This window comes from Actinobacillus suis ATCC 33415, from assembly GCF_000739435.1.
Lineage (GTDB): Bacteria > Pseudomonadota > Gammaproteobacteria > Enterobacterales > Pasteurellaceae > Actinobacillus > Actinobacillus suis.
The window spans coordinates 282,404-303,605 of record NZ_CP009159.1; the positions used below are offsets into that span (position 1 = coordinate 282,404).

At 41.6% G+C, this 21,202-nt stretch carries 15 protein-coding genes, 1 tRNA gene and 3 rRNA genes; 9 read left to right on the forward strand and 10 right to left on the reverse strand.

Translation table 11 applies throughout. From position 1 onward, the window contains the following. Nucleotides 1-59: 59 nt before the first annotated feature. Nucleotides 60-701, forward strand: a complete 642-nt coding sequence (gene sodA, locus ASU1_RS01330; protein ID WP_014991068.1) for a superoxide dismutase [Mn] — start codon at nt 60-62, stop codon at nt 699-701. An 84-nt stretch (nt 702-785) separates the two neighbouring features. Here sodA and alr read toward each other — a convergent pair whose 3' ends face one another. Further along, complete coding sequence (gene alr, locus ASU1_RS01335; protein WP_014991069.1) at nt 786-1,910, reverse strand: alanine racemase; 1,125 nt, start codon at nt 1,908-1,910, stop codon at nt 786-788. Nucleotides 1,911-2,036: 126 nt separating this feature from the next. Here alr and recD point away from each other — a divergent pair, with 126 nt between their 5' ends. The 5 genes from recD (at nt 2,037) to rrf (ending at nt 9,393) form a co-directional block, all read left to right on the forward strand. After that, nucleotides 2,037-3,977: an exodeoxyribonuclease V subunit alpha gene (gene recD / locus ASU1_RS01340; protein WP_039194868.1), complete on the forward strand. Its 1,941-nt coding sequence runs from the start codon at nt 2,037-2,039 to the stop codon at nt 3,975-3,977. 334 nt (nt 3,978-4,311) lie between these two features. Then, nucleotides 4,312-5,851, forward strand: a 16S ribosomal RNA gene (locus tag ASU1_RS01345). Nucleotides 5,852-6,003: 152 nt separating this feature from the next. Further along, nucleotides 6,004-6,079, forward strand: a tRNA-Glu gene (locus tag ASU1_RS01350). A gap of 192 nt (nt 6,080-6,271) precedes the next feature. Beyond that, nucleotides 6,272-9,171, forward strand: a 23S ribosomal RNA gene (locus ASU1_RS01355). Nucleotides 9,172-9,277: 106 nt separating this feature from the next. Beyond that, nucleotides 9,278-9,393: ribosomal RNA gene (rrf, locus tag ASU1_RS01360) — 5S ribosomal RNA — on the forward strand. The 16S, 23S and 5S rRNA genes sit together here with 1 tRNA gene alongside, the layout of an rRNA operon. 254 nt (nt 9,394-9,647) lie before the next feature. Here rrf and ASU1_RS01365 read toward each other — a convergent pair. Then, a complete protein-coding gene (locus tag ASU1_RS01365; RefSeq protein ID WP_014991071.1) occupies nt 9,648-11,102 on the reverse strand; it encodes an aminoacyl-histidine dipeptidase in 1,455 nt (484 codons plus the stop codon). A gap of 176 nt (nt 11,103-11,278) precedes the next feature. Here ASU1_RS01365 and gpt point away from each other — a divergent pair, with 176 nt between their 5' ends. From gpt to tdeA, 3 genes are all read left to right on the forward strand, one after another. Further along, nucleotides 11,279-11,752 (forward strand): xanthine phosphoribosyltransferase, encoded by a 474-nt coding sequence (gene gpt, locus ASU1_RS01370; protein WP_014991072.1) that lies wholly within the window; start codon nt 11,279-11,281, stop codon nt 11,750-11,752. 89 nt (nt 11,753-11,841) lie between these two features. Beyond that, the gene (gmk, locus tag ASU1_RS01375) at nt 11,842-12,465 is read left to right on the forward strand and encodes a guanylate kinase (RefSeq protein WP_014991073.1); all 624 of its coding nucleotides are present in this window, start codon (nt 11,842-11,844) and stop codon (nt 12,463-12,465) included. Between the two features lie 121 nt (nt 12,466-12,586). Then, a complete protein-coding gene (gene tdeA, locus ASU1_RS01380; RefSeq protein WP_014991074.1) occupies nt 12,587-13,978 on the forward strand; it encodes a toxin/drug exporter TdeA in 1,392 nt (463 codons plus the stop codon). Between the two features lie 45 nt (nt 13,979-14,023). Here tdeA and ASU1_RS01385 read toward each other — a convergent pair whose 3' ends face one another. The 8 genes from ASU1_RS01385 to dnaX all read right to left on the reverse strand — a co-directional run bounded on the left by ASU1_RS01385 (nt 14,024) and on the right by dnaX (nt 21,170). Then, the gene (locus tag ASU1_RS01385) at nt 14,024-14,353 is read right to left on the reverse strand and encodes an RnfH family protein (protein WP_043902219.1); all 330 of its coding nucleotides are present in this window, start codon (nt 14,351-14,353) and stop codon (nt 14,024-14,026) included. Next, the gene (locus ASU1_RS01390; RefSeq protein ID WP_039194870.1) at nt 14,313-14,747 is read right to left on the reverse strand and encodes a type II toxin-antitoxin system RatA family toxin; all 435 of its coding nucleotides are present in this window, start codon (nt 14,745-14,747) and stop codon (nt 14,313-14,315) included. Before ASU1_RS01390 ends, ASU1_RS01385 begins: the two co-directional genes overlap by 41 nt. Nucleotides 14,748-14,795: 48 nt before the next feature. After that, complete coding sequence (modC, locus tag ASU1_RS01395; RefSeq protein ID WP_014991076.1) at nt 14,796-15,851, reverse strand: molybdenum ABC transporter ATP-binding protein ModC; 1,056 nt, start codon at nt 15,849-15,851, stop codon at nt 14,796-14,798. 3 nt (nt 15,852-15,854) lie between these two features. Further along, nucleotides 15,855-16,544: a molybdate ABC transporter permease subunit gene (modB, locus tag ASU1_RS01400; RefSeq protein WP_014991077.1), complete on the reverse strand. Its 690-nt coding sequence runs from the start codon at nt 16,542-16,544 to the stop codon at nt 15,855-15,857. A 56-nt stretch (nt 16,545-16,600) separates the two neighbouring features. Then, nucleotides 16,601-17,359 carry a molybdate ABC transporter substrate-binding protein gene (modA, locus tag ASU1_RS01405; protein WP_014991078.1) on the reverse strand — a complete coding sequence of 253 codons (759 nt, stop codon included), beginning with the start codon at nt 17,357-17,359 and terminating at the stop codon, nt 16,601-16,603. Between the two features lie 76 nt (nt 17,360-17,435). Next, nucleotides 17,436-18,197: an ABC transporter permease gene (locus ASU1_RS01410; protein WP_014991079.1), complete on the reverse strand. Its 762-nt coding sequence runs from the start codon at nt 18,195-18,197 to the stop codon at nt 17,436-17,438. A 1-nt stretch (nt 18,198) separates the two neighbouring features. Beyond that, nucleotides 18,199-19,107 (reverse strand): ABC transporter ATP-binding protein, encoded by a 909-nt coding sequence (locus ASU1_RS01415; RefSeq protein ID WP_014991080.1) that lies wholly within the window; start codon nt 19,105-19,107, stop codon nt 18,199-18,201. Then, the gene (gene dnaX, locus ASU1_RS01420; RefSeq protein ID WP_039194873.1) at nt 19,107-21,170 is read right to left on the reverse strand and encodes a DNA polymerase III subunit gamma/tau; all 2,064 of its coding nucleotides are present in this window, start codon (nt 21,168-21,170) and stop codon (nt 19,107-19,109) included. Before dnaX ends, ASU1_RS01415 begins: the two co-directional genes overlap by 1 nt. Nucleotides 21,171-21,202: the final 32 nt, after the last annotated feature.

Consider the following 21,202-nt stretch of genomic DNA (forward strand, 5'->3'; position numbering starts at 1 on the left):
TAAACGCTTTTTGGTATATTGCACCTGATTTTAACTAACCTAACAAAAAGGACCCTAAAATGGCATATCAATTACCAGAATTAGGCTACGCTTATGATGCGTTAGAGCCACATTTCGATAAAGCAACGATGGAAATCCATCACTCAAAACATCACCAAGCATACGTAAATAATGCAAATGCAGCATTAGAAGCTCACCCAGAGCTTTTAGAAAAATGCCCGGGTGCGTTAATTAAAGATTTAAGCCAAGTTCCGGCAGAAAAACGCACAGCGGTACGTAACAACGTTGGCGGTCACGTAAATCACACGCTTTTCTGGAAAGGTTTAAAAACCGGTACAACTTTACAAGGCGCATTAAAAGATGCGATCGTTCGTGATTTCGGTTCAGTAGAAGCATTCCAAGCAGAATTTGAAAAAGCGGCAGCAACACGTTTCGGTTCAGGCTGGGCCTGGTTAGTCGTTGAAGACGGTAAATTAGCGGTTGTTTCAACGGCAAACCAAGACAACCCGGTAATGGGTAAAGAAATTGCAGGCGTTTCTGGTTACCCACTTTTATGTTTAGATGTTTGGGAACACGCTTACTATTTAAATTACCAAAACCGTCGTCCGGACTACATTAAAGCATTCTGGAACGTAGTAAACTGGGACGAAGCGGCTCGTCGTTTCGAAGAAAACGGTTCACACTGCGGTTGTGCAAAATAATTGAGTAAATTACTCAAAGCTATACAATAAACAAGCGGTCGTTTTTGCAAAATTTTTTGTAAAAACGACCGCTTACTATATGGATTACTTATATTCAAAAATTACGCGAGGTGTAAGCTTAGTAATCAATTCATAACTGATTACACCGATATGTTGTGCGACTTCTTCGATCAACAGATCTTTACCCCAGAAAATTACTTCATCACCGACTTTATCTTGACTATCCGCACCAAGGTCAACAGTCAACATATCCATTGAAACTCGGCCGACAATCGGCACAATACGTCCGTTGACTAAAACCGGCGTACCTTCCGGTGCATTACGTGGATAGCCGTCACCATAGCCCATCGCTACCACGCCCAATTTCGTATCTTTGTCACTCACCCAAGCACCACCGTAACCGACCGGTTCGCCTGCTTTATGCGTTCTCACTGCAATTAAAGAAGAAGCGAGCGTCATAACCGGCTTGAAGCCTAAATCAGTGATTGGCGTATAGTGCGGAGAAATGCCGTGCATAATAATACCGGGACGCACCCAATCATAATGAGCCTGTTTCCAATATAAAATACCGCTTGAGGCCGAAATACTACGTTCATGCATTGTGTAAGGTGCAGTTGCTGCTTCAAACGTGGCGATTTGTTTTTCGGTATAACCGCAATCAGGTTCGTCTGCTCGGCTGAAATGGCTGACAAAGCTGATACTTTCAACTAAAGGACAGGCTTGTAAACGTTGATAAAATACATCAACTTGTTCCGGATGAACGCCAAGGCGGTGCATACCAGTATCAATCTTCAACCAAACATTAACCGGAAAGTAAATTTTCGCTTTGCGCTTCCAAAAGCCTTTCTGTTGTTCTTGCTGCCATTCTTGTGCAACTTGTTCAAGTAATTCCAATTGTTCTAAACAATGTACAACCGTATCAAAACGGCGAGAGAGCGTTTTTAACAATTCTTCACGATCAAAAAAACCTTCTACCAGTAAAATTTTACCGGTATAGCCGGTTTCTTGAATTTCTAATGCTTCACGTAAACGTGCTACGCCAAAACCATCCACTAAATCAGTTAATGCTCCGGCAGCAGGTAACAAGCCTTGACCATAAGCATTAGCTTTGATCATTGCGAGAAGTTTCTGATGAGGGGCGAAAGTCTTGATGAGTTCAATATTATGTCGAAGCGCAGACTGGCTAATGGTAGCGGTAGCAGGTTTCATTTGTTTCACTTTTTATTGGTAAATCGTTAATAATGAGCGGCAATTATACGCCCGATGAGAATAAATGGACAATGGATAATGAAAATTAGATAATTTGAGTATGTATTCGTTCTTATTTTTATAGCAATGTTAACACTCCTCGAAACGCTTAAAGCGGAAAATCATCTCTCTGAATTAAATTATCAATTTGCCAAAATGATTGCGCATAAGCAGCAGGCATACAATTATAATGAATCGCAACAAAACCTCGCTATTCTATTAGCTGCATTACTTTCATTTCATGTTATGCAAGGACATACCGCGTTACGACTCGATTCAAATGCGGCGCAATCTTTTTTTGGCTTGGAACATAAAAAATTAGAACGTGATTTTCAGGTTGAGATTTTGCAAAAAATAGGCGGAATCTCACCGCTTGAATGGCAAGATATATTGCATGATCATATTGCATTTAGCCATTCTCTGATGCAAGTCGCCCCAATGCTATTTCAGCATGGTTTACTTTATTTTTACCGTTATTGGCAGGCGGAACATAACATCGCCCGGTATTTACAACAAGCGGTCGAATTTCCGGAAGAATTTGCAAATACTGATTTGGACAAACAAATTCTTTCTGAGCTTTTCCCAGAAAAAACAACGGAAATTGATTGGCAAAAGATTGCGGTTGCCACCGCATTGCGTCAACGTTTTTGTGTGATTTCCGGTGGTCCGGGAACAGGAAAGACAACGACAGTTGCTAAATTATTAGTTGCCTTACAAACCCGACAATATCGTCAGCAGAAATCTGCACTTAATATTGCGCTGGTCGCTCCAACCGGTAAAGCGGCGGCACGCTTGAAAGAATCAATTAGTAATAGCTTTGAAAAGATGCAACTTACATTTGAGATTCCTACGTATGCCTCAACGATTCATCGTTTACTCGGTGTGCGTCCCAATTCAGATACACCGACATACCATGCGATAAATCCGTTACATCTTGATTTATTAGTCGTGGATGAGGCATCAATGATCGATTTATCATTAATGGAAAAATTAATGAATGCATTGAAGCCGAGTACACGTTTGATCATCTTAGGTGATAAAGATCAGCTCGCTTCAGTAGAAGCTGGTGCAATAATGGGAGAACTTGGTGAGTTTGTGCAACTAGGGTATAGCTCGGCACATTGCGATTATTTATATAAAGTGACAGGCTATTCGTTGAGTGAACAAGCAAGCGTATTACCTATTTGTGATACGCTTTGCCATTTACAAAAAAGTCATCGCTTTAGTGAGCATTCTGGTATCGGGCAATTGGCTGCATTAGTGAATCAGCAGAAAGAGAATGAGTCGTGGCGGATTTTTACTAAATTCCAAACGGATTTAGTTTGTATCAAATATCCTAGTACTACTCAATTTACTGAAAAGCGCCAATGGATTCAGCACTGTGTCAATTTAGTGGTTGAGAAAGCGGTAGAGCACTATCAGGTATATCTAAAATTGGTACAGCAACGTATGGGCAATCCGGATAAAGTCTCAGTAAATGAAATTTTTGAAGCGTTTCAGAAAGTGAGATTTTTATCTGCTTTGCGTGTGAGTGAATTAGGCAGTGAGCGTTTAAATCAGAGCATTGCGGAAGCATTAAGAAAAGCCTGTCTACTTAATTTCACTTTTAGTCGTGACAGTTATGCGGGAAAACCGATTTTAATTACGCAAAATTCGCCTGAAAATAATATCTATAGTGGCGATATCGGCATCATTTTACCTGATGAACATAATCAGCTAAGAGTTTATTTTGATACGAAAGTAGAAAATACCCACTTAAGTTTGTCGCTTAGTCGTTTACCTGAGCATGAAGTCGCTTATGTAATGACGGTTCATAAATCACAAGGTTCTGAGTTTGAACATACTTTCTTTATTATGCCGTTAAACAGTGCACCGGTTATTACAAAAGAACTGATTTATACGGCAGTCACTCGAGCGAAACAGACATTTACTTTATTTAGTGAAGAAAAAGTCTGGAAGATAGGAGTAAGAGCAAATGTACAACGCCAAAGTGGCTTGCGAGAGCAATTAAAAAACATGTTTAGCTAATTTAATACACGAATTGTATTAAATGTGTTCTCTTGATCACTTTTTCAAGATTTTTTTGCAAAAAGTGCTTGCAAGGATTTCATATTTCTCTATAATGCACCTCACACAACGACGCACTGTTGTGAACGATTTAAAATTGATTGCCAGTGCGTCGTTTCTTTTTGTTCTTTAACAATTTATCAGACAATCTGTGTGGGCACTTGTTGATTGACTTAATTGAAAAAATATTTTTGATTTTGAAGTCTTAATAGGTGCTTAAACTAGAAATTCATTTTTACTTTTGAAGTAATATGTAAACTTTAGCTAAGCAGTTTATTGAGCGATTAAACTTTTTGAATTGAAGAGTTTGATCATGGCTCAGATTGAACGCTGGCGGCAGGCTTAACACATGCAAGTCGAACGGTAGCACGAAGGAGCTTGCTCCTTGGGTGACGAGTGGCGGACGGGTGAGTAATGCTTGGGAATCTGGCTCATGGAGGGGGATAACTACGGGAAACTGTAGCTAATACCGCGTAATATCTTCGGATTAAAGTGTGGGACCGCAAGGCCACATGCCATGAGATGAGCCCAAGTGGGATTAGGTAGTTGGTGGGGTAAAGGCCTACCAAGCCGACGATCTCTAGCTGGTCTGAGAGGATGACCAGCCACACTGGAACTGAGACACGGTCCAGACTCCTACGGGAGGCAGCAGTGGGGAATATTGCACAATGGGGGGAACCCTGATGCAGCCATGCCGCGTGAATGAAGAAGGCCTTCGGGTTGTAAAGTTCTTTCGGTAGCGAGGAAGGTATCAAATTTAATAGATTTGGTAATTGACGTTAACTACAGAAGAAGCACCGGCTAACTCCGTGCCAGCAGCCGCGGTAATACGGAGGGTGCGAGCGTTAATCGGAATAACTGGGCGTAAAGGGCACGCAGGCGGTTGATTAAGTGAGATGTGAAAGCCCCGGGCTTAACCTGGGAATTGCATTTCATACTGGTCAACTAGAGTACTTTAGGGAGGGGTAGAATTCCACGTGTAGCGGTGAAATGCGTAGAGATGTGGAGGAATACCGAAGGCGAAGGCAGCCCCTTGGGAATGTACTGACGCTCATGTGCGAAAGCGTGGGGAGCAAACAGGATTAGATACCCTGGTAGTCCACGCTGTAAACGCTGTCGATTTGGGGATTGGACTTTAAGTCTGGTGCCCGAAGCTAACGTGATAAATCGACCGCCTGGGGAGTACGGCCGCAAGGTTAAAACTCAAATGAATTGACGGGGGCCCGCACAAGCGGTGGAGCATGTGGTTTAATTCGATGCAACGCGAAGAACCTTACCTACTCTTGACATCCATGGAATCTTGTAGAGATACGAGAGTGCCTTCGGGAACCATGAGACAGGTGCTGCATGGCTGTCGTCAGCTCGTGTTGTGAAATGTTGGGTTAAGTCCCGCAACGAGCGCAACCCTTATCCTTTGTTGCCAGCGGTTTGGCCGGGAACTCAAAGGAGACTGCCAGTGATAAACTGGAGGAAGGTGGGGATGACGTCAAGTCATCATGGCCCTTACGAGTAGGGCTACACACGTGCTACAATGGCGTATACAGAGGGAAGCAATATGGCGACATGGAGCAAATCTCACAAAGTACGTCTAAGTCCGGATTGGAGTCTGCAACTCGACTCCATGAAGTCGGAATCGCTAGTAATCGCAAATCAGAATGTTGCGGTGAATACGTTCCCGGGCCTTGTACACACCGCCCGTCACACCATGGGAGTGGGTTGTACCAGAAGTAGATAGCTTAACCTTCGGGGGGGCGTTTACCACGGTATGATTCATGACTGGGGTGAAGTCGTAACAAGGTAACCGTAGGGGAACCTGCGGTTGGATCACCTCCTTACCAAGAATTAAGCGACTGCAAGTGTTCACACAGATTGTTTGATGAATGAATAAGCGTTTGCGTTAGATGGAGAGAAAAGTTATTGAAAAATAACGGAATTTAACGTAGAATAATGCGCTCAAATGGCAAAGTGGAGAGCATCTTTAAATGTTGTCCCCATCGTCTAGAGGCCTAGGACATCGCCCTTTCACGGCGGTAACCGGGGTTCGAATCCCCGTGGGGACGCCATTTAAAGATGACTTTTGTTGTCTAAATTGTTCTTTAAAAAATTGGAAACAAGCTGAAAAACTGAGAGATTTTCGAAAGAAAGTCTGAGTAGTTAAAAAAATCTTGACTGAACAAAAGCAGTCAAGTGTTTAGTTGAATAAAATACAGCATTGAATGGATTTGAATAAGATTTGAAAACATTTGAGGTTGTATAGTTAAGTGACTAAGCGTACACGGTGGATGCCTTGGCAATCAGAGGCGAAGAAGGACGTGCTAATCTGCGATAAGCTTGGATGAGTTGATAAGAAGCGTTTAATCCAAGATTTCCGAATGGGGAAACCCACTAGATGAAGAATCTAGTATTTACTACTGAATACATAGGTAGTAAAGGCAAACCGGGAGAACTGAAACATCTAAGTACCCCGAGGAAAAGAAATCAACCGAGATTCTGTAAGTAGCGGCGAGCGAAAGCGGAAGAGCCTGTTAGTGATAGCAGTAGACACAGAAGAACGAGCTGGGAAGCTCGACTATAAAGGGTGATAGTCCCGTATTCGAAGTGTCTATTGTGGTACTAAGCTAACGACAAGTAGGGCGGGACACGAGAAATCCTGTTTGAAGATGGGGGGACCATCCTCCAAGGCTAAATACTCCTGATTGACCGATAGTGAACCAGTACTGTGAAGGAAAGGCGAAAAGAACCCCAGTGAGGGGAGTGAAATAGAACCTGAAACCGTGTACGTACAAGCAGTGGGAGCCTCTTTGTGGGGTGACTGCGTACCTTTTGTATAATGGGTCAGCGACTTATATTTTGTAGCGAGGTTAACTGAATAAGGGAGCCGAAGGGAAACCGAGTCTTAACTGGGCGTTTTAGTTGCAAGGTATAGACCCGAAACCCGGTGATCTAGCCATGGGCAGGTTGAAGATTGGGTAACACTAATTGGAGGACCGAACCGACTAATGTTGAAAAATTAGCGGATGACTTGTGGCTGGGGGTGAAAGGCCAATCAAACCGGGAGATAGCTGGTTCTCCCCGAAATCTATTTAGGTAGAGCCTTGAGCGGACACCTTCGGGGGTAGAGCACTGTTTCGGCTAGGGGTCCATCCCGGATTACCAACCCGATGCAAACTGCGAATACCGAAGAGTGATACTCAGGAGACACACGGTGGGTGCTAACGTCCATCGTGGAGAGGGAAACAACCCAGACCGCCAGCTAAGGTCCCAAAGTACTAGTTAAGTGGGAAACGAAGTGGGAAGGCTTAGACAGCTAGGATGTTGGCTTAGAAGCAGCCACCATTTAAAGAAAGCGTAATAGCTCACTAGTCGAGTCGGCCTGCGCGGAAGATGTAACGGGGCTAAAACTAGTCACCGAAGCTGCGGCATCAGTCGAAAGACTGTTGGGTAGGGGAGCGTTCTGTAAGCGGATGAAGCTGAATTGAGAAGTTTGGTGGACGTATCAGAAGTGCGAATGCTGACATAAGTAACGACAAAACGAGTGAAAAACTCGTTCGCCGGAAGACCAAGGGTTCCTGTCCAACGTTAATCGGGGCAGGGTGAGTCGGCCCCTAAGGCGAGGCTGAAAAGCGTAGTCGATGGGAAACGGGTTAATATTCCCGTACTTGGTATAACTGCGATGTGGGGACGGAGAAGGTTAGGTTATCAGACTGTTGGATGTCTGTTTAAGCCGGTAGGTGGGAATTTTAGGCAAATCCGGAATTCCGTTAACACCGAGAAGTGATGACGAGTCTCTACGGAGATGAAGTAACCGATACCACGCTTCCAGGAAAAGCCACTAAGCTTCAGGTTATACTAAACCGTACTATAAACCGACACAGGTGGTCAGGTAGAGAATACTCAGGCGCTTGAGAGAACTCGGGTGAAGGAACTAGGCAAAATAGCACCGTAACTTCGGGAGAAGGTGCGCCGGCGTAGATTGTAGAGATTTACTCTCGAAGGTTGAACCGGTCGAAGATACCAGCTGGCTGCAACTGTTTATTAAAAACACAGCACTCTGCAAACACGAAAGTGGACGTATAGGGTGTGATGCCTGCCCGGTGCTGGAAGGTTAATTGATGGTGTTATCGAAAGAGAAGCTCCTGATCGAAGCCCCAGTAAACGGCGGCCGTAACTATAACGGTCCTAAGGTAGCGAAATTCCTTGTCGGGTAAGTTCCGACCTGCACGAATGGCATAATGATGGCCAGGCTGTCTCCACCCGAGACTCAGTGAAATTGAAATCGCCGTGAAGATGCGGTGTACCCGCGGCTAGACGGAAAGACCCCGTGAACCTTTACTATAGCTTGACACTGAACATTGAATTTTGATGTGTAGGATAGGTGGGAGCCTTTGAAGATGACACGCCAGTGTTGTTGGAGGCGTCCTTGAAATACCACCCTTTAACGTTTGATGTTCTAACGAAGATTGCGGAACGCGGTCTCGGACAGTGTCTGGTGGGTAGTTTGACTGGGGCGGTCTCCTCCCAAAGAGTAACGGAGGAGCACGAAGGTTTGCTAATCACGGTCGGACATCGTGAGGTTAGTGTAATGGTATAAGCAAGCTTAACTGCGAGACAGACAAGTCGAGCAGGTGCGAAAGCAGGTCATAGTGATCCGGTGGTTCTGAATGGAAGGGCCATCGCTCAACGGATAAAAGGTACTCCGGGGATAACAGGCTGATACCGCCCAAGAGTTCATATCGACGGCGGTGTTTGGCACCTCGATGTCGGCTCATCACATCCTGGGGCTGAAGTAGGTCCCAAGGGTATGGCTGTTCGCCATTTAAAGTGGTACGCGAGCTGGGTTTAGAACGTCGTGAGACAGTTCGGTCCCTATCTGCCGTGGGCGTTGGAGAATTGAGAGGGGCTGCTCCTAGTACGAGAGGACCGGAGTGGACGCATCACTGGTGTTCCAGTTGTCTCGCCAGAGGCATTGCTGGGTAGCTACATGCGGAAGAGATAAGTGCTGAAAGCATCTAAGCACGAAACTTGCCTCAAGATGAGTTCTCCCCGACTATAAGTCGGTAAGGGTTGTTGGAGACTACGACGTAGATAGGTCTGGTGTGTAAGTGGTGTGAGCCATTGAGCTAACAGATACTAATTGCCCGAGAGGCTTAACTATACAACGCTCAAGTGTTTTTGAGCACTACACTCAGTAGCAGCTTGTTTCGAATTTAAGAAGAAAGAACAAAGACAAAGAAAGAAGACAAAAGACATCAACAGAATATTCTGGCGACCAGAGTGCTGTGGCTCTACCTGACTCCATTCCGAACTCAGAAGTAAAACGCAGTAACGCCGATGGTAGTGTGGGGCTTCCCCATGTGAGAGTAGGGCATCGCCAGATTGAATTTAGGGACCCCGTAGTTAGAGATTGCTACGGGGTTTTTGCTTTTCTACAACAGGCAACGATGTTGTTTTATCCAGAGCCTTATTCTTAACCTCAACCTCATTTTTATCTTTATCCTCTTTTCTTTTTTTCCTTTTTGCTGATTTAAACTGCCTTACTAATGATTTGCAAAACGGCAGGGAAATTTAACCGCTTGTTTCGAATAAAAAACGGCTAGAAATTGTTTCTAGCCGTTTTATTTCCTTATTTCATTATTTTACTGGGGCTTGAGCAAGCAGTTTGGTCAATAATTTCCAATAAATCTCAACTGCAGGGATATGTACTTTCTCATCCGGTGAATGAGCGTTACGGATAGTTGGTCCGATTGAGACTAGATCCATATTTGGATAAACTTTTTTAATTAATCCGCATTCGAGACCTGCATGAATGACTTTAATTTTTGCTTCATAGCCCAATACTTCATCATAAATTTTCTTGGTTAATGGTGTAATGAGAGATGAAGTATCAGGTTCCCAACCTGGGTAATCGCCGCTAAATTCGACATGAGCACTAGTAAGCGCCGCTAAAGAATTAATTTTAGCTCGTACGTCAGCTTTTCCACTTTCAATGAGAGAACGAGAAAGAATCGTTGCTACTAATTCTTTATTTTCGATAGTTAATACACCGATACTGAGAGATGTTTCAACAACATTTTTTACTACATCGCTATTACGGATAATGCCATTTGGCAAGAGATTAAGTAAATGAATAGCTTTTTGTGTTATTTCACTTGTTAAAATTTGTGTAGGAACGTTAGTTTCTTCTACAAGTAAAGTGAGATTTGGTTCAGCAAGTTTTAGCTCTGAGCTTAAAATTTCGGTTAATTGTGCTAAGCAAGCGGTAATTTTTGCTTGATTATTTGCATGGAATACAATCGTTGCCGAGGCCTCTCGAGGAATGGCATTTCGTACTGAGCCACCTTTGATATCGGCTAATTGGAAATTAGCTTGAGCGAGACTTTCCGCTAAAATACGAGCTAGTAATTTGATTGCATTGACACGAGTAGTATGGATATCGCATCCGGAGTGTCCGCCCTGTAAACCTTTTAAGGTAATGGTTAGAGCTTTATCAAATTGAGACGCTTGATATTCCAGTGGAAGTGCTAAATTGATATTCTCGCCACCGGCACAACCAATGTAGATTTCCCCGTTATCTTCCGTATCGGTATTGATCATAATATTTGATGTTAACCAATTCGGACGTAAGCCTAATACGCCTTCCATACCGACTTCTTCGCTCATTGTAAGTAATACTTCGATTTCTGGGTGGGCAATGTCATTTGCTTCTAATACAGCCATGCAAGACGCAAGACCAATACCATTATCTGCGCCTAGTGTTGTTCCTTTTGCTTTAACCCATTCACCGTCAATATAAGGTTGGATAGGATCTTTTAGAAAGTCATGTTTTGTTGCGGCATTTGCCTGTGGAACCATATCTAAGTGGGCCTGTAAGGCGAGAGATTGACGATTTTCCATGCCGGCAGTGGCAGGCTTACGAATTAATACGTTTCCGGCTTCATCTCGTTCTGCAAATAATTGTTTTGATTTAGCCCATTCTACCAGTGTGTTGGCGAGTTGTTCTTCATGGTATGAAGGGTGTGGAATTGAGCACACTTTATCAAACCATTGCCATAGTAGAGTAGGAGAAAGATTTGAAATTTCAGACATAATAACCTCGTGAAAATAATGATAGCGTTTAAGTTTTGGTAAAAAATTGCAAAAAATAGACCGCTATTGATGAAGAATAACGGAAATGATAGCACGAAAGCGCTTTTTAGGTTAAAATAACGTAATTTTTTTATTCGGTGCCTTGTCACCGCTTTTTTTTATCTAGGATATTTTGTATGAGCGAAAAATACACAAACGAAAAATATGTTGTAACTTGGGATATGTTCCACATGCATGCGCGTAAATTAGCTGAGCGTCTTTTACCTGCATCGCAATGGAAAGGCATTATTGCAGTAAGTCGTGGTGGTTTATTCCCTGCAGCGGTACTTGCACGTGAATTAAGTATTCGCCATGTTGAAACTGTATGTATCTCTAGTTATGATCATGATGAACAAGGTGAATTAAAAGTATTACACGCAGCTCAAACAGATGGCGAAGGCTTTATTGTTGTGGATGATTTAGTTGATACAGGTAATACCGCAAAAGAAATTCGTAAAATGTATCCAAAAGCAAAATTCGTCACTGTATTTGCTAAACCAGCCGGTGCTCCATTAGTGGATGATTACGTAGTTGATATCCCACAAGAAACATGGATCGAACAACCTTGGGATTTAGGTATTACATTTGTTCCACCTTTAGCACGTCAGTAATTAAGAACGTAATGAAAATGGATAATTGAGAATCTACAGCTCGGTTATCCATTTTTCCATTTTCTGTTGTCTATTATTAATTAAACATTATGAGTTTAGGTAATCTTTATATTCTTTCTGCACCTAGTGGTGCGGGTAAATCTTCATTAATCAATGCACTGTTAGCTGATCTACCTCGTTCGGAAGTTCAGCTTTCTATTTCCCATACTACGCGTAATCCTCGCCCGGGTGAAGAAGATGGAGTGCATTACTATTTTACAAATCATGCGGAATTTGAAGCATTAATTGAGAAAGGGCATTTTTTAGAATGGGCTGAAGTGTTCGGTAATTATTACGGCACGTCTTTGCCTATGATTGAAAAAAGTTTAGCTCAAGGTATTGATGTCTTTTTAGACATTGATTGGCAAGGTGCTCGTCAAATTCGTCAGAAACTTCCAAATGTAAAGACTATATTTATTTTGCCACCTTCCCGAGCGGAGTTAGAAAAACGTTTGTTTGGTAGAGGGCAAGATTCTGCGGAGACCATTGCAAAACGAATGGGGGAAGCAATTTCAGAGATGTCTCACTATAATGAGTTTGATTATGTCATTGTGAATGATGATTTTCAGACTGCCTTAGGTGAATTAAAAAGCATTTTAACTGCGGAGCGTTTGAAGTTAGATACTCAGACTCTCCGACATCAGCAGCTTATTGAGCAATTACTCTCAGCATAATAAATGGTCAATTTTTGTAAAAGATTTCAATAATGAATTGATCTTTATAGTAACTGGCAAGAAAAAAGAGATTTCTTTAAAATATTCATTTTTCTTATTGTCCTCGTTTCAAGGAAATTACATGAAACTTTCAAAATTAGCTTTAACACTTTCAGTTGCACTTGCTTTATCTGCTTGTTCAACGAATATGAGTAAAGACGGGTCTCTTGAGCAGGCACAAGCAACCTATCAACAATACCAAGAGATAACAAAACAATTTCAAATCAATGAACAATGGTGGAGAGGTTATAACGATAACCAACTTAACACCGTTATTGATCAAGCGATTGCAAATAACTTAGATTTAGCGAAAAGTGCCATTGCAGTAAATAAAGCGCTTTATAATGCTAATTTAGTCGGAGCAAATTTAGTACCAACGTTTAGTGGTTCTGGCTCTACATCAGCATCTAAAGGTGTTGGTTCAACATCAAACCAAGTTTCAACAGGTGTTTCAACTATCTCAAATAAGGCGGCATTCAATTTAAGCTATACACTTGATTTATGGCGTCGTTTAGCGGATACGGCAAGTGCCGCTGAATGGGAGCACAAAGCCACGATTGAGGATTTAAAATCTGCACGTCTTTCACTGATCAACTCAGTGGTGACAACATATTATCAAATCGCTTATTACAAAGATGCTATTAGCGTGATTGAACGTACAATTAAGAACTACGAACAGATTTCACGCATCTTAAATAATAAGTTAGCAGCCGGTGCAATCGACCGTTTAGCCGTAGAGCAAGCACAGCAAGCGACATTAAATGCGCGTAATAACTTAATTGCTTATCGTACGAATTTAAAAACAGCGGAACAAACGCTACGTAATTTATTGAATCTAAAACCGAATCAATCACTACCTTCTCGTTATCCAAGTATTTTAGCAGTGAAATTACAAGGTGTAGATTTAAATGTACCGGTTTCTGCAATTGCAAACCGTCCGGATGTAACCGCTCGTTTAAATCGTTTACAAAGTGCATTTAATAGTTTAACCGCTACAGAAAAAAGTTGGTTTCCAACCGTTACTCTAGGCGCATCAATTTCCGGTAATACAGCAAAAGCATATAATGTGGCAGATAATCCAGTGGGTAATGGTGTTCTTTCATTTGACTTACCATTCTTAGATTGGAATCGAGTTAAGAATAATGTAAAAATTTCAGAGTCTGATTATATGACGGCGAAATTAAATTATGAGCAAACGTTAACAAGCGCATTGAATGAAATTGATACGCATTATTATACTTATGAACAAGCTCGTAGTAGCTATGCAACCTTACAAAAAGCGTATGAACATGATAAGCGCATCAGCACTTATTATAAAAATCGTTATGAACAAGGTGCATCGGAATTCCGCGAGTGGATTGCAGCAATGAATACCGAGCTTAGTTCTCAGCTTTCGATTTTGAATCAAAAATATACGATTCTTTCAGGCGAGAATACGGTATATCAATCAATGGCGGGTAAATATATTCGCTAAGAAAAATAAAGCACGAAGAGCATTTTACTTTTCGTGCTTTTTTTCTTATTTCTTGTTTTGTTCTGCTGCTCGTTTACGGCGAATTTCTTTTGGATCCGCAATCAATGGACGATAAATCTCAATACGATCACCATTTTCTACCATATCGGTTAATTTTGCTGGACGACTAAAGATACCAACTTTATTGGTTCTCAAATCGATTTCGGTATATTTTTCTAAGATACCAGATTGCAAAATCACATTTTGAATTGTTGTTGCGCTATCAAGTGTCAGCTTTTTAAGAAAATAACGTTCAGGATAGGCGTAAGCAACTTCAACAATAATCTTTTCTGATTCAGACACCGTAAACCTCCTTGGCTCTCTGTTTAAACGCATTGACCATTTTTATGGTCATTTCGTTAAACACCTTCCCAAACACCATACCAACAACAGGATTTGAGAACTCAAATTCAAGTTGTAAGCTGATTTTACAGCTTTGTTCATCAAAAGGTTGGAATGTCCAAACACCTTGTAAATAACGAAAAGGACCTTTAATTAATTTCATTTCAATACGTTCATTCGGGCGCATTGTGTTATGTGTACTAAAAGTTTGGCTAATACCTAATTTTTGAATATGTAGCTCTGCTTCTAGTTCTGTTTCACCACGACTAATGGTTTTGGAACCTACGCAACTGGATAAAAATTGCGGGTATTTTTCGTAATCATTAACGAGCTGATACATTTGCTCAGCGCTATAAGCGACAAGGGATGATTGGTTTACTACTGGCATGGTTTCTCTCTCAAATAAGCGGTCGTATTTTACTAAATTTTTGCATTTCTACAAAGAAACGCTTTTGACTTGTAAATAGACATATTGCCCTTCTTTTAATGCCAATTCATCAAATGACCATAAGCTAATGCTAGCCCATATTGTGTCGTTATCAACTAAGACGGCAATATCCACTCGTTCACTTTGCTCAATAATCTGCATAATTTTGCCTTGTAAGATATTGCGAATAGAACTTTGGTTCGGCTTTTCTAAGCTGATAGATACATCTTTGCTGGCAATAGTAATGCGTAATTTATCACCGATTTGATAATGCGGTGTTTCGTTAATCCAAATTTGCTGCGTGCCAAGATTTAAGCCAACCATTTTGTAAGTAGGTTGGTAGGAATGAATCGTTAATTCTAATAAGCTAACTTTTTGTGAATCCGGTTGCCAAGCCATAAAAGCAGGGTGGTGCCACACGTTAGTAACACTATCGAAAAGCATAACTTTACCTTGTTCGAGCAAAATAAGGTTATCCGCCAAACGAATAATCTCATCTAAGCTATGGCTGACATATAAAATCGGAATTTCAATTTGGGCGGCAAGTTTGCTCAAATAATTCATCAATTCGTGCTTGCGCGGTAAATCAAGTGCAGATAATGGTTCGTCCATTAGTAATAATTGCGGGTCACTTAATAACGCTCGACCGATCGCGACACGTTGCTTTTCACCGCCGGAAAGGCTAGCCGGAAAACGAGTGAGTAAATGCTCAATACCAAGTAATTGTACGATTTGCAAAAAGTGAGCGGAATCCGACCGCTTGTAGCCGTATTTGAGGTTCTTTTCAACGGTATAGTGTGGAAAAAGTCGGTGTTCTTGAAATACATAGCCGATTTTTCGCTTTTCCGGAGCAAGGTTGAGCCCTTGCTCGCTATCGAATAAGGTTTGTTGATTAAGTCGGATATAGCCTTTTTGTGGCGTAGATAAACCGGCAATCAGATTGATTAAACTGGATTTACCGGCTCCGGAACGCCCGAAAATAGCGGTAACGCCTTTATTCGGGATATCTAATTTTACCGCTAACTCAAGTTGTCCGAGTGTTTGATGTAGATTTAATTGAAGCATAAGTTAATTCAGTAAGCGTTTCTGTTTTTCAGCAAACCATTCGGAAGCAAATAGTGCAATTAAGGAAATCATAATCGAAACGGCACATAAACGTGCGGCAGCCAGTTCGCCGCCCGGTGTTTCGATAAAAGTAAAGAGTGCGGACGGAATGGTTTGAGTTTGATTCGGAATATTGGAGACAAAGGTGATTGTTGCCCCAAATTCTCCTAATGAACGAGCAAAACCGAGTACGGCTCCAGCGATAATACCCGAATAAGAAAGCGGCAGAGTGAGTGTAAAAAAGACTTTTAACGGAGAAGCACCTAAGGTTCTGGCGGCTTGTTCCAATTTCGGATCAACCGCATCTAATGTCAGGCGGATCGATCTAACTATTAACGGAAATGCCATCACCATTGAAGCAAGTACCGCACCTTTCCAAGAAAAACTGAACGAAAATTCAAACCATTTCCATAAATACTGACCGATTACACCTTTTTTGGCCATTGAAACCAGTAACAAATAACCGATTACTACCGGAGGCAAGACTAACGGTAAATGAACAATACCGTTTAATAAGTTTTTGCCCCAAAATTGTTTGCGAGATAATAACCAAGCGATAAATATGGCGAACGGTAGGGATAGCACAACCGCCAGTAAAGCCACTTTTAAACTTAGGAAAATGGCATCAAGTTCTTGTGGGGTAAAATTGAACATTGCTTCAACCGTAGATAAGCAGAAAAGGAATAGCGTTAGCTATCCCTTTTGTCGAATTAATTAATCGGATAAAAACCGGCAGCTTCAAATTTCGCTTTGGCTTTCGGTGTTTTTAGGAAATCTAAAAATATTTTAGCTTGTACTTTATCACTCACTGTAGCAGCCGGATAAATTACTTCACCATAGCTTTCGTTTGGAAAAACTGCGATTACTTTCACTTTATTAGAAACTTTCGCATCGGTAGAGTAAACAATACCGAGTGGCGATTCGCCCCGTTCGACAAACGAAAGTGCATCACGTACATTTTTGGCTCGGGCAAGTTTAGGCTCAATTTGCTGCCATAAGCCGTAATGTTCTAGCGCTTTTTTCGCATATTTGCCTGCCGGTACATGAGCCGGATCACCGACCGATAAATAGCCATTTGCTAAAATTTTGTCAAAACCGACTGCTTGTATATCGCCTGCCATTAATGAACTGTCTTTTGGTGCGATCAAAACAAGATCATTTTTAACGAGATAACGGATATTTTGCGTTTTTGCGGGCTGTTTTTCTTTTAGATAGTCCATCCATTTCAGGTCGGCAGAAATAAACACATCTGCCGGTGCATCTTGTTCAAGCTGTCTAGCTAAAACTGAACTTGAAGCAAACGAAAAAATGACTTTATCATCAGGATATTGTTTAGCAAAATCTTGATTGATTTCTTGTAATACATTGGTCATTGATGAAGCGGCGAAAACGGTAATATCTGTTGCCAATACCAAACTTGATGAAAAAAGCATATTACCGATTAGGAAAAGTTTTGTTAATGTTTTCATTGGGTCTCCTTTTATATAATCATGCGAAACAAGCGGTTTAATTTCTCGTATTTTTTGCAAGTCCACATAACTTATTTTAAGAACGTAGGCCGGTACCTTTCTCTATCAATGAAAAAGCAAACCAATATAAAATAACGATAAAGCTACTCAATACTGAAAAAGTATAAACCACAGAAACATCCGTAATACCAAGGAATCCGTAGCGGAAACCGTTGATCATATACACAATCGGATTGAACTTGGAGACGGCTTGCCAAAACTCCGGTAATAGCGAAATAGAATAAAATACACCACCTAAATAAGTGAGCGGCGTAAGTACGAATGTCGGAATTAAACCGACATCATCAAAGGATTTCGCATATACCGCATTGATTAAACCGCCTAATGCAAAGGTGATGGTCGTCATTAATAGCGTCAGCAAAATGATCGCCCATGAATGAATGTCGTAAGAGACGAAAAAGAGCGAAACCAGCATGACTAAAATGCCTGCCAATCCACCTCGAATAATACTTCCCGCAACATATCCCCAAATAATATCGTGACTGGAAAGTGGCGAGACGAGTAATTCTTCATAGGTTTTAGTGAATTTACTCAGGAAAAATGACGATGCGCTATTAACATAAGATGCGGTAATTGCCGTCATCATTACAAGTCCGGGCGCAATAAATTGCATATAGCTTACACCGCTCATATCGCCGATACGACCGCCGATTAATTTTCCGAAAATGAGGAAGTAGAGTGTCGTGGTAATAATAGGCGGAACAAGTGTTTGTTTCCAAATACGAATCACTCGGCGTGATTCTTTGCCGGCAAGAGTGAGGAATCCTGTTAAATTCATTTTAATTCGCCATTTTCATAAACAATTCTTCTAAACGATTGGATTTGTTACGCATACTTGAGACTTCAAATCCTTGTGCTGCAATTTGTTGGAACAAATTGGTTAAACCCTGTTCTCGCTGCACTTCAACTTCTAAAGTGTTCTCATCAAGCCATTTAAACGGATAGCTATGGATGACAAGCGGTTGATTTTCCGATTTTTTTTGCAAATCCAGCACAAAAGTTTCGGTTTCTAATTTGGCAAGCAAGGCTTTCATGGAAGTATTTTCAACCAATAAACCGTTTTGGATAATCCCGATATGACGGCAAAGATTTTCGGCTTCTTCCAAATAGTGAGTAGTTAAAATAATGGTTGTGCCTTGTTGATTCAGTTCACGTAAAAAGTCCCATAAACTACGGCGTAACTCAATATCCACCCCAGCGGTCGGCTCATCTAAAATCAGTAATTTCGGATTATGCATTAAGGCTCTGGCTATCATTACTCGGCGTTTCATACCACCGGAAAGCTCACGGGTAAAATGGCTTCGTTTTTCCCAAAGATCGAGTTTTTTCAGCCAAGTTTCAGCTCGAGTTAAGGCTTCTTTATGTGAGATACCGTAATAACCGGCTTGCTGAGTCAGAACATCAATCACTTTTTCAAACTGATTGAAGTTAAATTCTTGCGGCACGAGACCGATTTGCTGTTTAAGCTGAATTTTTTGCGTATCAAGATCATAACCGAAGACTTTCACGCTGCCGCCGGTTTTATTCACGAGGGAGCTGATAATGCCAATGGTAGTTGATTTACCCGCACCGTTATGACCAAGCAATGCGTAAAAATCACCTTGTTCGACAATAAGATCGATTCCTTTAACTGCCTGTACGCCGGTCGGGTAGGTTTTGATAAGATTTTTGATTTCTAAAGCTTTCATTATTCTTTATTCTCTGCAACCGCTCTAATTGTGCTTTCGTCTATTTCCGCATCAAATGTTTGGCGTAACAGCATTAATTTTTCATCATTGGTAAGCGCTTTTTTGGCTTCGAGGGTTAAGTTTTCAAAAATGGCACGGCGAATTTCTAGCGGTGTTTTATATTCCGTACTTTCGCCAATACTCAATTCATAGCTAAAGCCTTTTTCTTGTAAGGCAGTTGCTAGGCTTTGACGAGATTCGGGATTATCCAAATGTGCCATTGCCGGCTTGAGGATCAATTTAAGCTGTTCACCTTGTTTTTCGGCTAAATAGCTATTTAATGCCACTTGACGAGATAAACCACCGAGTTTTAATTCATTCACAATTTGGCACCATTCGTCTTGCTCGCAAGATAATGCGATGGTTTTTGCCACTAATTCCGGCGTACGTTCTTGTAAGATTGCTTGCTTGATATCGGATGGTTTGGCACTTTCGTTTTGGGTTTCTAATTCAGGATTGAGCCACGTCCAGCGATAATCTTCATCGCTTAATAGTTTTTCTGGTTGCTTTGTTGGTTGAAGCTGAGCTTGCGTTTGTTGCTCAGTTGCCAAATTCATAAAACGCTCTTGTAAACTTGGCGTTTTTTGTGAATTTGGTCTACTCGCCGATGAAATAGCCGGTTTAGCTAACTCAGGCTTTTTTTTTTCGTTTTGAGTAAGTTGTGCCTGAGTTTGCTGTAACTGTTTACGGGCTTGCATTGCTGCAAGTGCTGGTGATACTGGCGCTGAACCTCTTTCAACAACGCTTGCGGCGGGCTGCTGATAAGCGCTTGAATTTTCCTGTTTTGTAGCAGGTTGTGTTACAAAATTTTGAGCAGAATTAACCGCTTGCAGTGCGTGGTTTTGTGTTAGACGTGCTTTGAGCTGTTCAATATTTTGCTGTGGTGTATGCGATACAGTTGCTGTTGTTTGAACAACTTCCCTTACCGGTTGGCGATTAATTTCTTCAGCACGTTTAGGATGGAAAGCCAATGCTCGTAAAATGGTCATTTCCACACCGGCACGTTGTTCCGGTGCGAATTCTAATTCTTTTTTACCGCTGAGCATTAACTGATAGAAAAATTGTACGTCTTCAGGCGCAATTTGTTTTGCTAAAAAATGCAGCTGAGTTTGTTCCTGCCCATTATTTTTGAGCAACTGAAGCATCGCAATTTGGTGTAAAGTTTGGGCAATGTCCGAGAGTAATTGTGACCAATCAACCCCTTTTTCGGCAACGGATTGAATGACCGACATCGCTTTTTCACCGTCGGCTTGCGCGAGAGCGGTGACTAATTCGATTGGCTGGTGATCATCAATTAAACCGAGCATTTGCTGCACGATAGGTAAGCTAATATTCGCATTACTTACCGCAATCGCTTGATCGGTTAAACTTAATGAATCACGAATACTGCCTTGAGCCGCTTTTGCCAATTTTTCAATAGCGGCTGACTCGTAGGAAATATTCTCCTGTTGCAGGATAAATTCGAGATGGTTTGCAATCTGAGCTTGATCCAACGCACGCAAATGGAATTGCATACAGCGAGATAAGATCGTGATCGGAAGTTTTTGTGGATCTGTTGTCGCCAGTAGGAATTTCACGTATTCCGGCGGTTCTTCAAGCGTTTTAAGCAACGCATTGAAGCTGTGACGCGAGAGCATATGCACTTCGTCAATCAGGTAAACTTTAAAGCGTCCGACTGTTGGTTTGTATTGAACGTTATCAAGCAGTTCACGAGTGTCTTCGACTTTGGTGCGTGAAGCCGCATCAATTTCAATCAGATCAATAAAGCGACCTTCTTCGATCGCTTTACAATTTGCGCATTCACCGCAAGGCGTTGCGGTGATACCGGTTTCGCAATTTAAGCCTTTTGCAAATAGGCGTGCAATCGAGGTTTTACCTACACCACGTGTACCAGAAAACAGGTAGGCGTGATGAAGTCTGCCTTCACGCAGACCATTTTCTAATGCAGATAAAACGTGTTGTTGTCCGACAACCTCAGAAAAACGTTGCGGACGCCATTTACGGGCTAAAACTTGATAACTCATTGCGACTCTTATTTATTACGGAATAGTATTCC

Bases quoted from the DNA above. Each gene is read 5' to 3' on its own strand.
- sodA (WP_014991068.1), top strand. From the start codon at position 60: ATGGCATATCAATTACCAGAATTAGGCTACGCTTATGATGCGTTAGAG.
- alr (WP_014991069.1), bottom strand. From the start codon at position 1,910: ATGAAACCTGCTACCGCTACCATTAGCCAGTCTGCGCTTCGACATAAT.
- recD (WP_039194868.1), top strand. From the start codon at position 2,037: ATGTTAACACTCCTCGAAACGCTTAAAGCGGAAAATCATCTCTCTGAA.
- ASU1_RS01365 (WP_014991071.1), bottom strand. From the start codon at position 11,102: ATGTCTGAAATTTCAAATCTTTCTCCTACTCTACTATGGCAATGGTTT.
- gpt (WP_014991072.1), top strand. From the start codon at position 11,279: ATGAGCGAAAAATACACAAACGAAAAATATGTTGTAACTTGGGATATG.
- gmk (WP_014991073.1), top strand. From the start codon at position 11,842: ATGAGTTTAGGTAATCTTTATATTCTTTCTGCACCTAGTGGTGCGGGT.
- tdeA (WP_014991074.1), top strand. From the start codon at position 12,587: ATGAAACTTTCAAAATTAGCTTTAACACTTTCAGTTGCACTTGCTTTA.
- ASU1_RS01385 (WP_043902219.1), bottom strand. From the start codon at position 14,353: ATGCGTTTAAACAGAGAGCCAAGGAGGTTTACGGTGTCTGAATCAGAA.
- ASU1_RS01390 (WP_039194870.1), bottom strand. From the start codon at position 14,747: ATGCCAGTAGTAAACCAATCATCCCTTGTCGCTTATAGCGCTGAGCAA.
- modC (WP_014991076.1), bottom strand. From the start codon at position 15,851: ATGCTTCAATTAAATCTACATCAAACACTCGGACAACTTGAGTTAGCG.
- modB (WP_014991077.1), bottom strand. From the start codon at position 16,544: ATGTTCAATTTTACCCCACAAGAACTTGATGCCATTTTCCTAAGTTTA.
- modA (WP_014991078.1), bottom strand. From the start codon at position 17,359: ATGAAAACATTAACAAAACTTTTCCTAATCGGTAATATGCTTTTTTCA.
- ASU1_RS01410 (WP_014991079.1), bottom strand. From the start codon at position 18,197: ATGAATTTAACAGGATTCCTCACTCTTGCCGGCAAAGAATCACGCCGA.
- ASU1_RS01415 (WP_014991080.1), bottom strand. From the start codon at position 19,107: ATGAAAGCTTTAGAAATCAAAAATCTTATCAAAACCTACCCGACCGGC.
- dnaX (WP_039194873.1), bottom strand. From the start codon at position 21,170: ATGAGTTATCAAGTTTTAGCCCGTAAATGGCGTCCGCAACGTTTTTCT.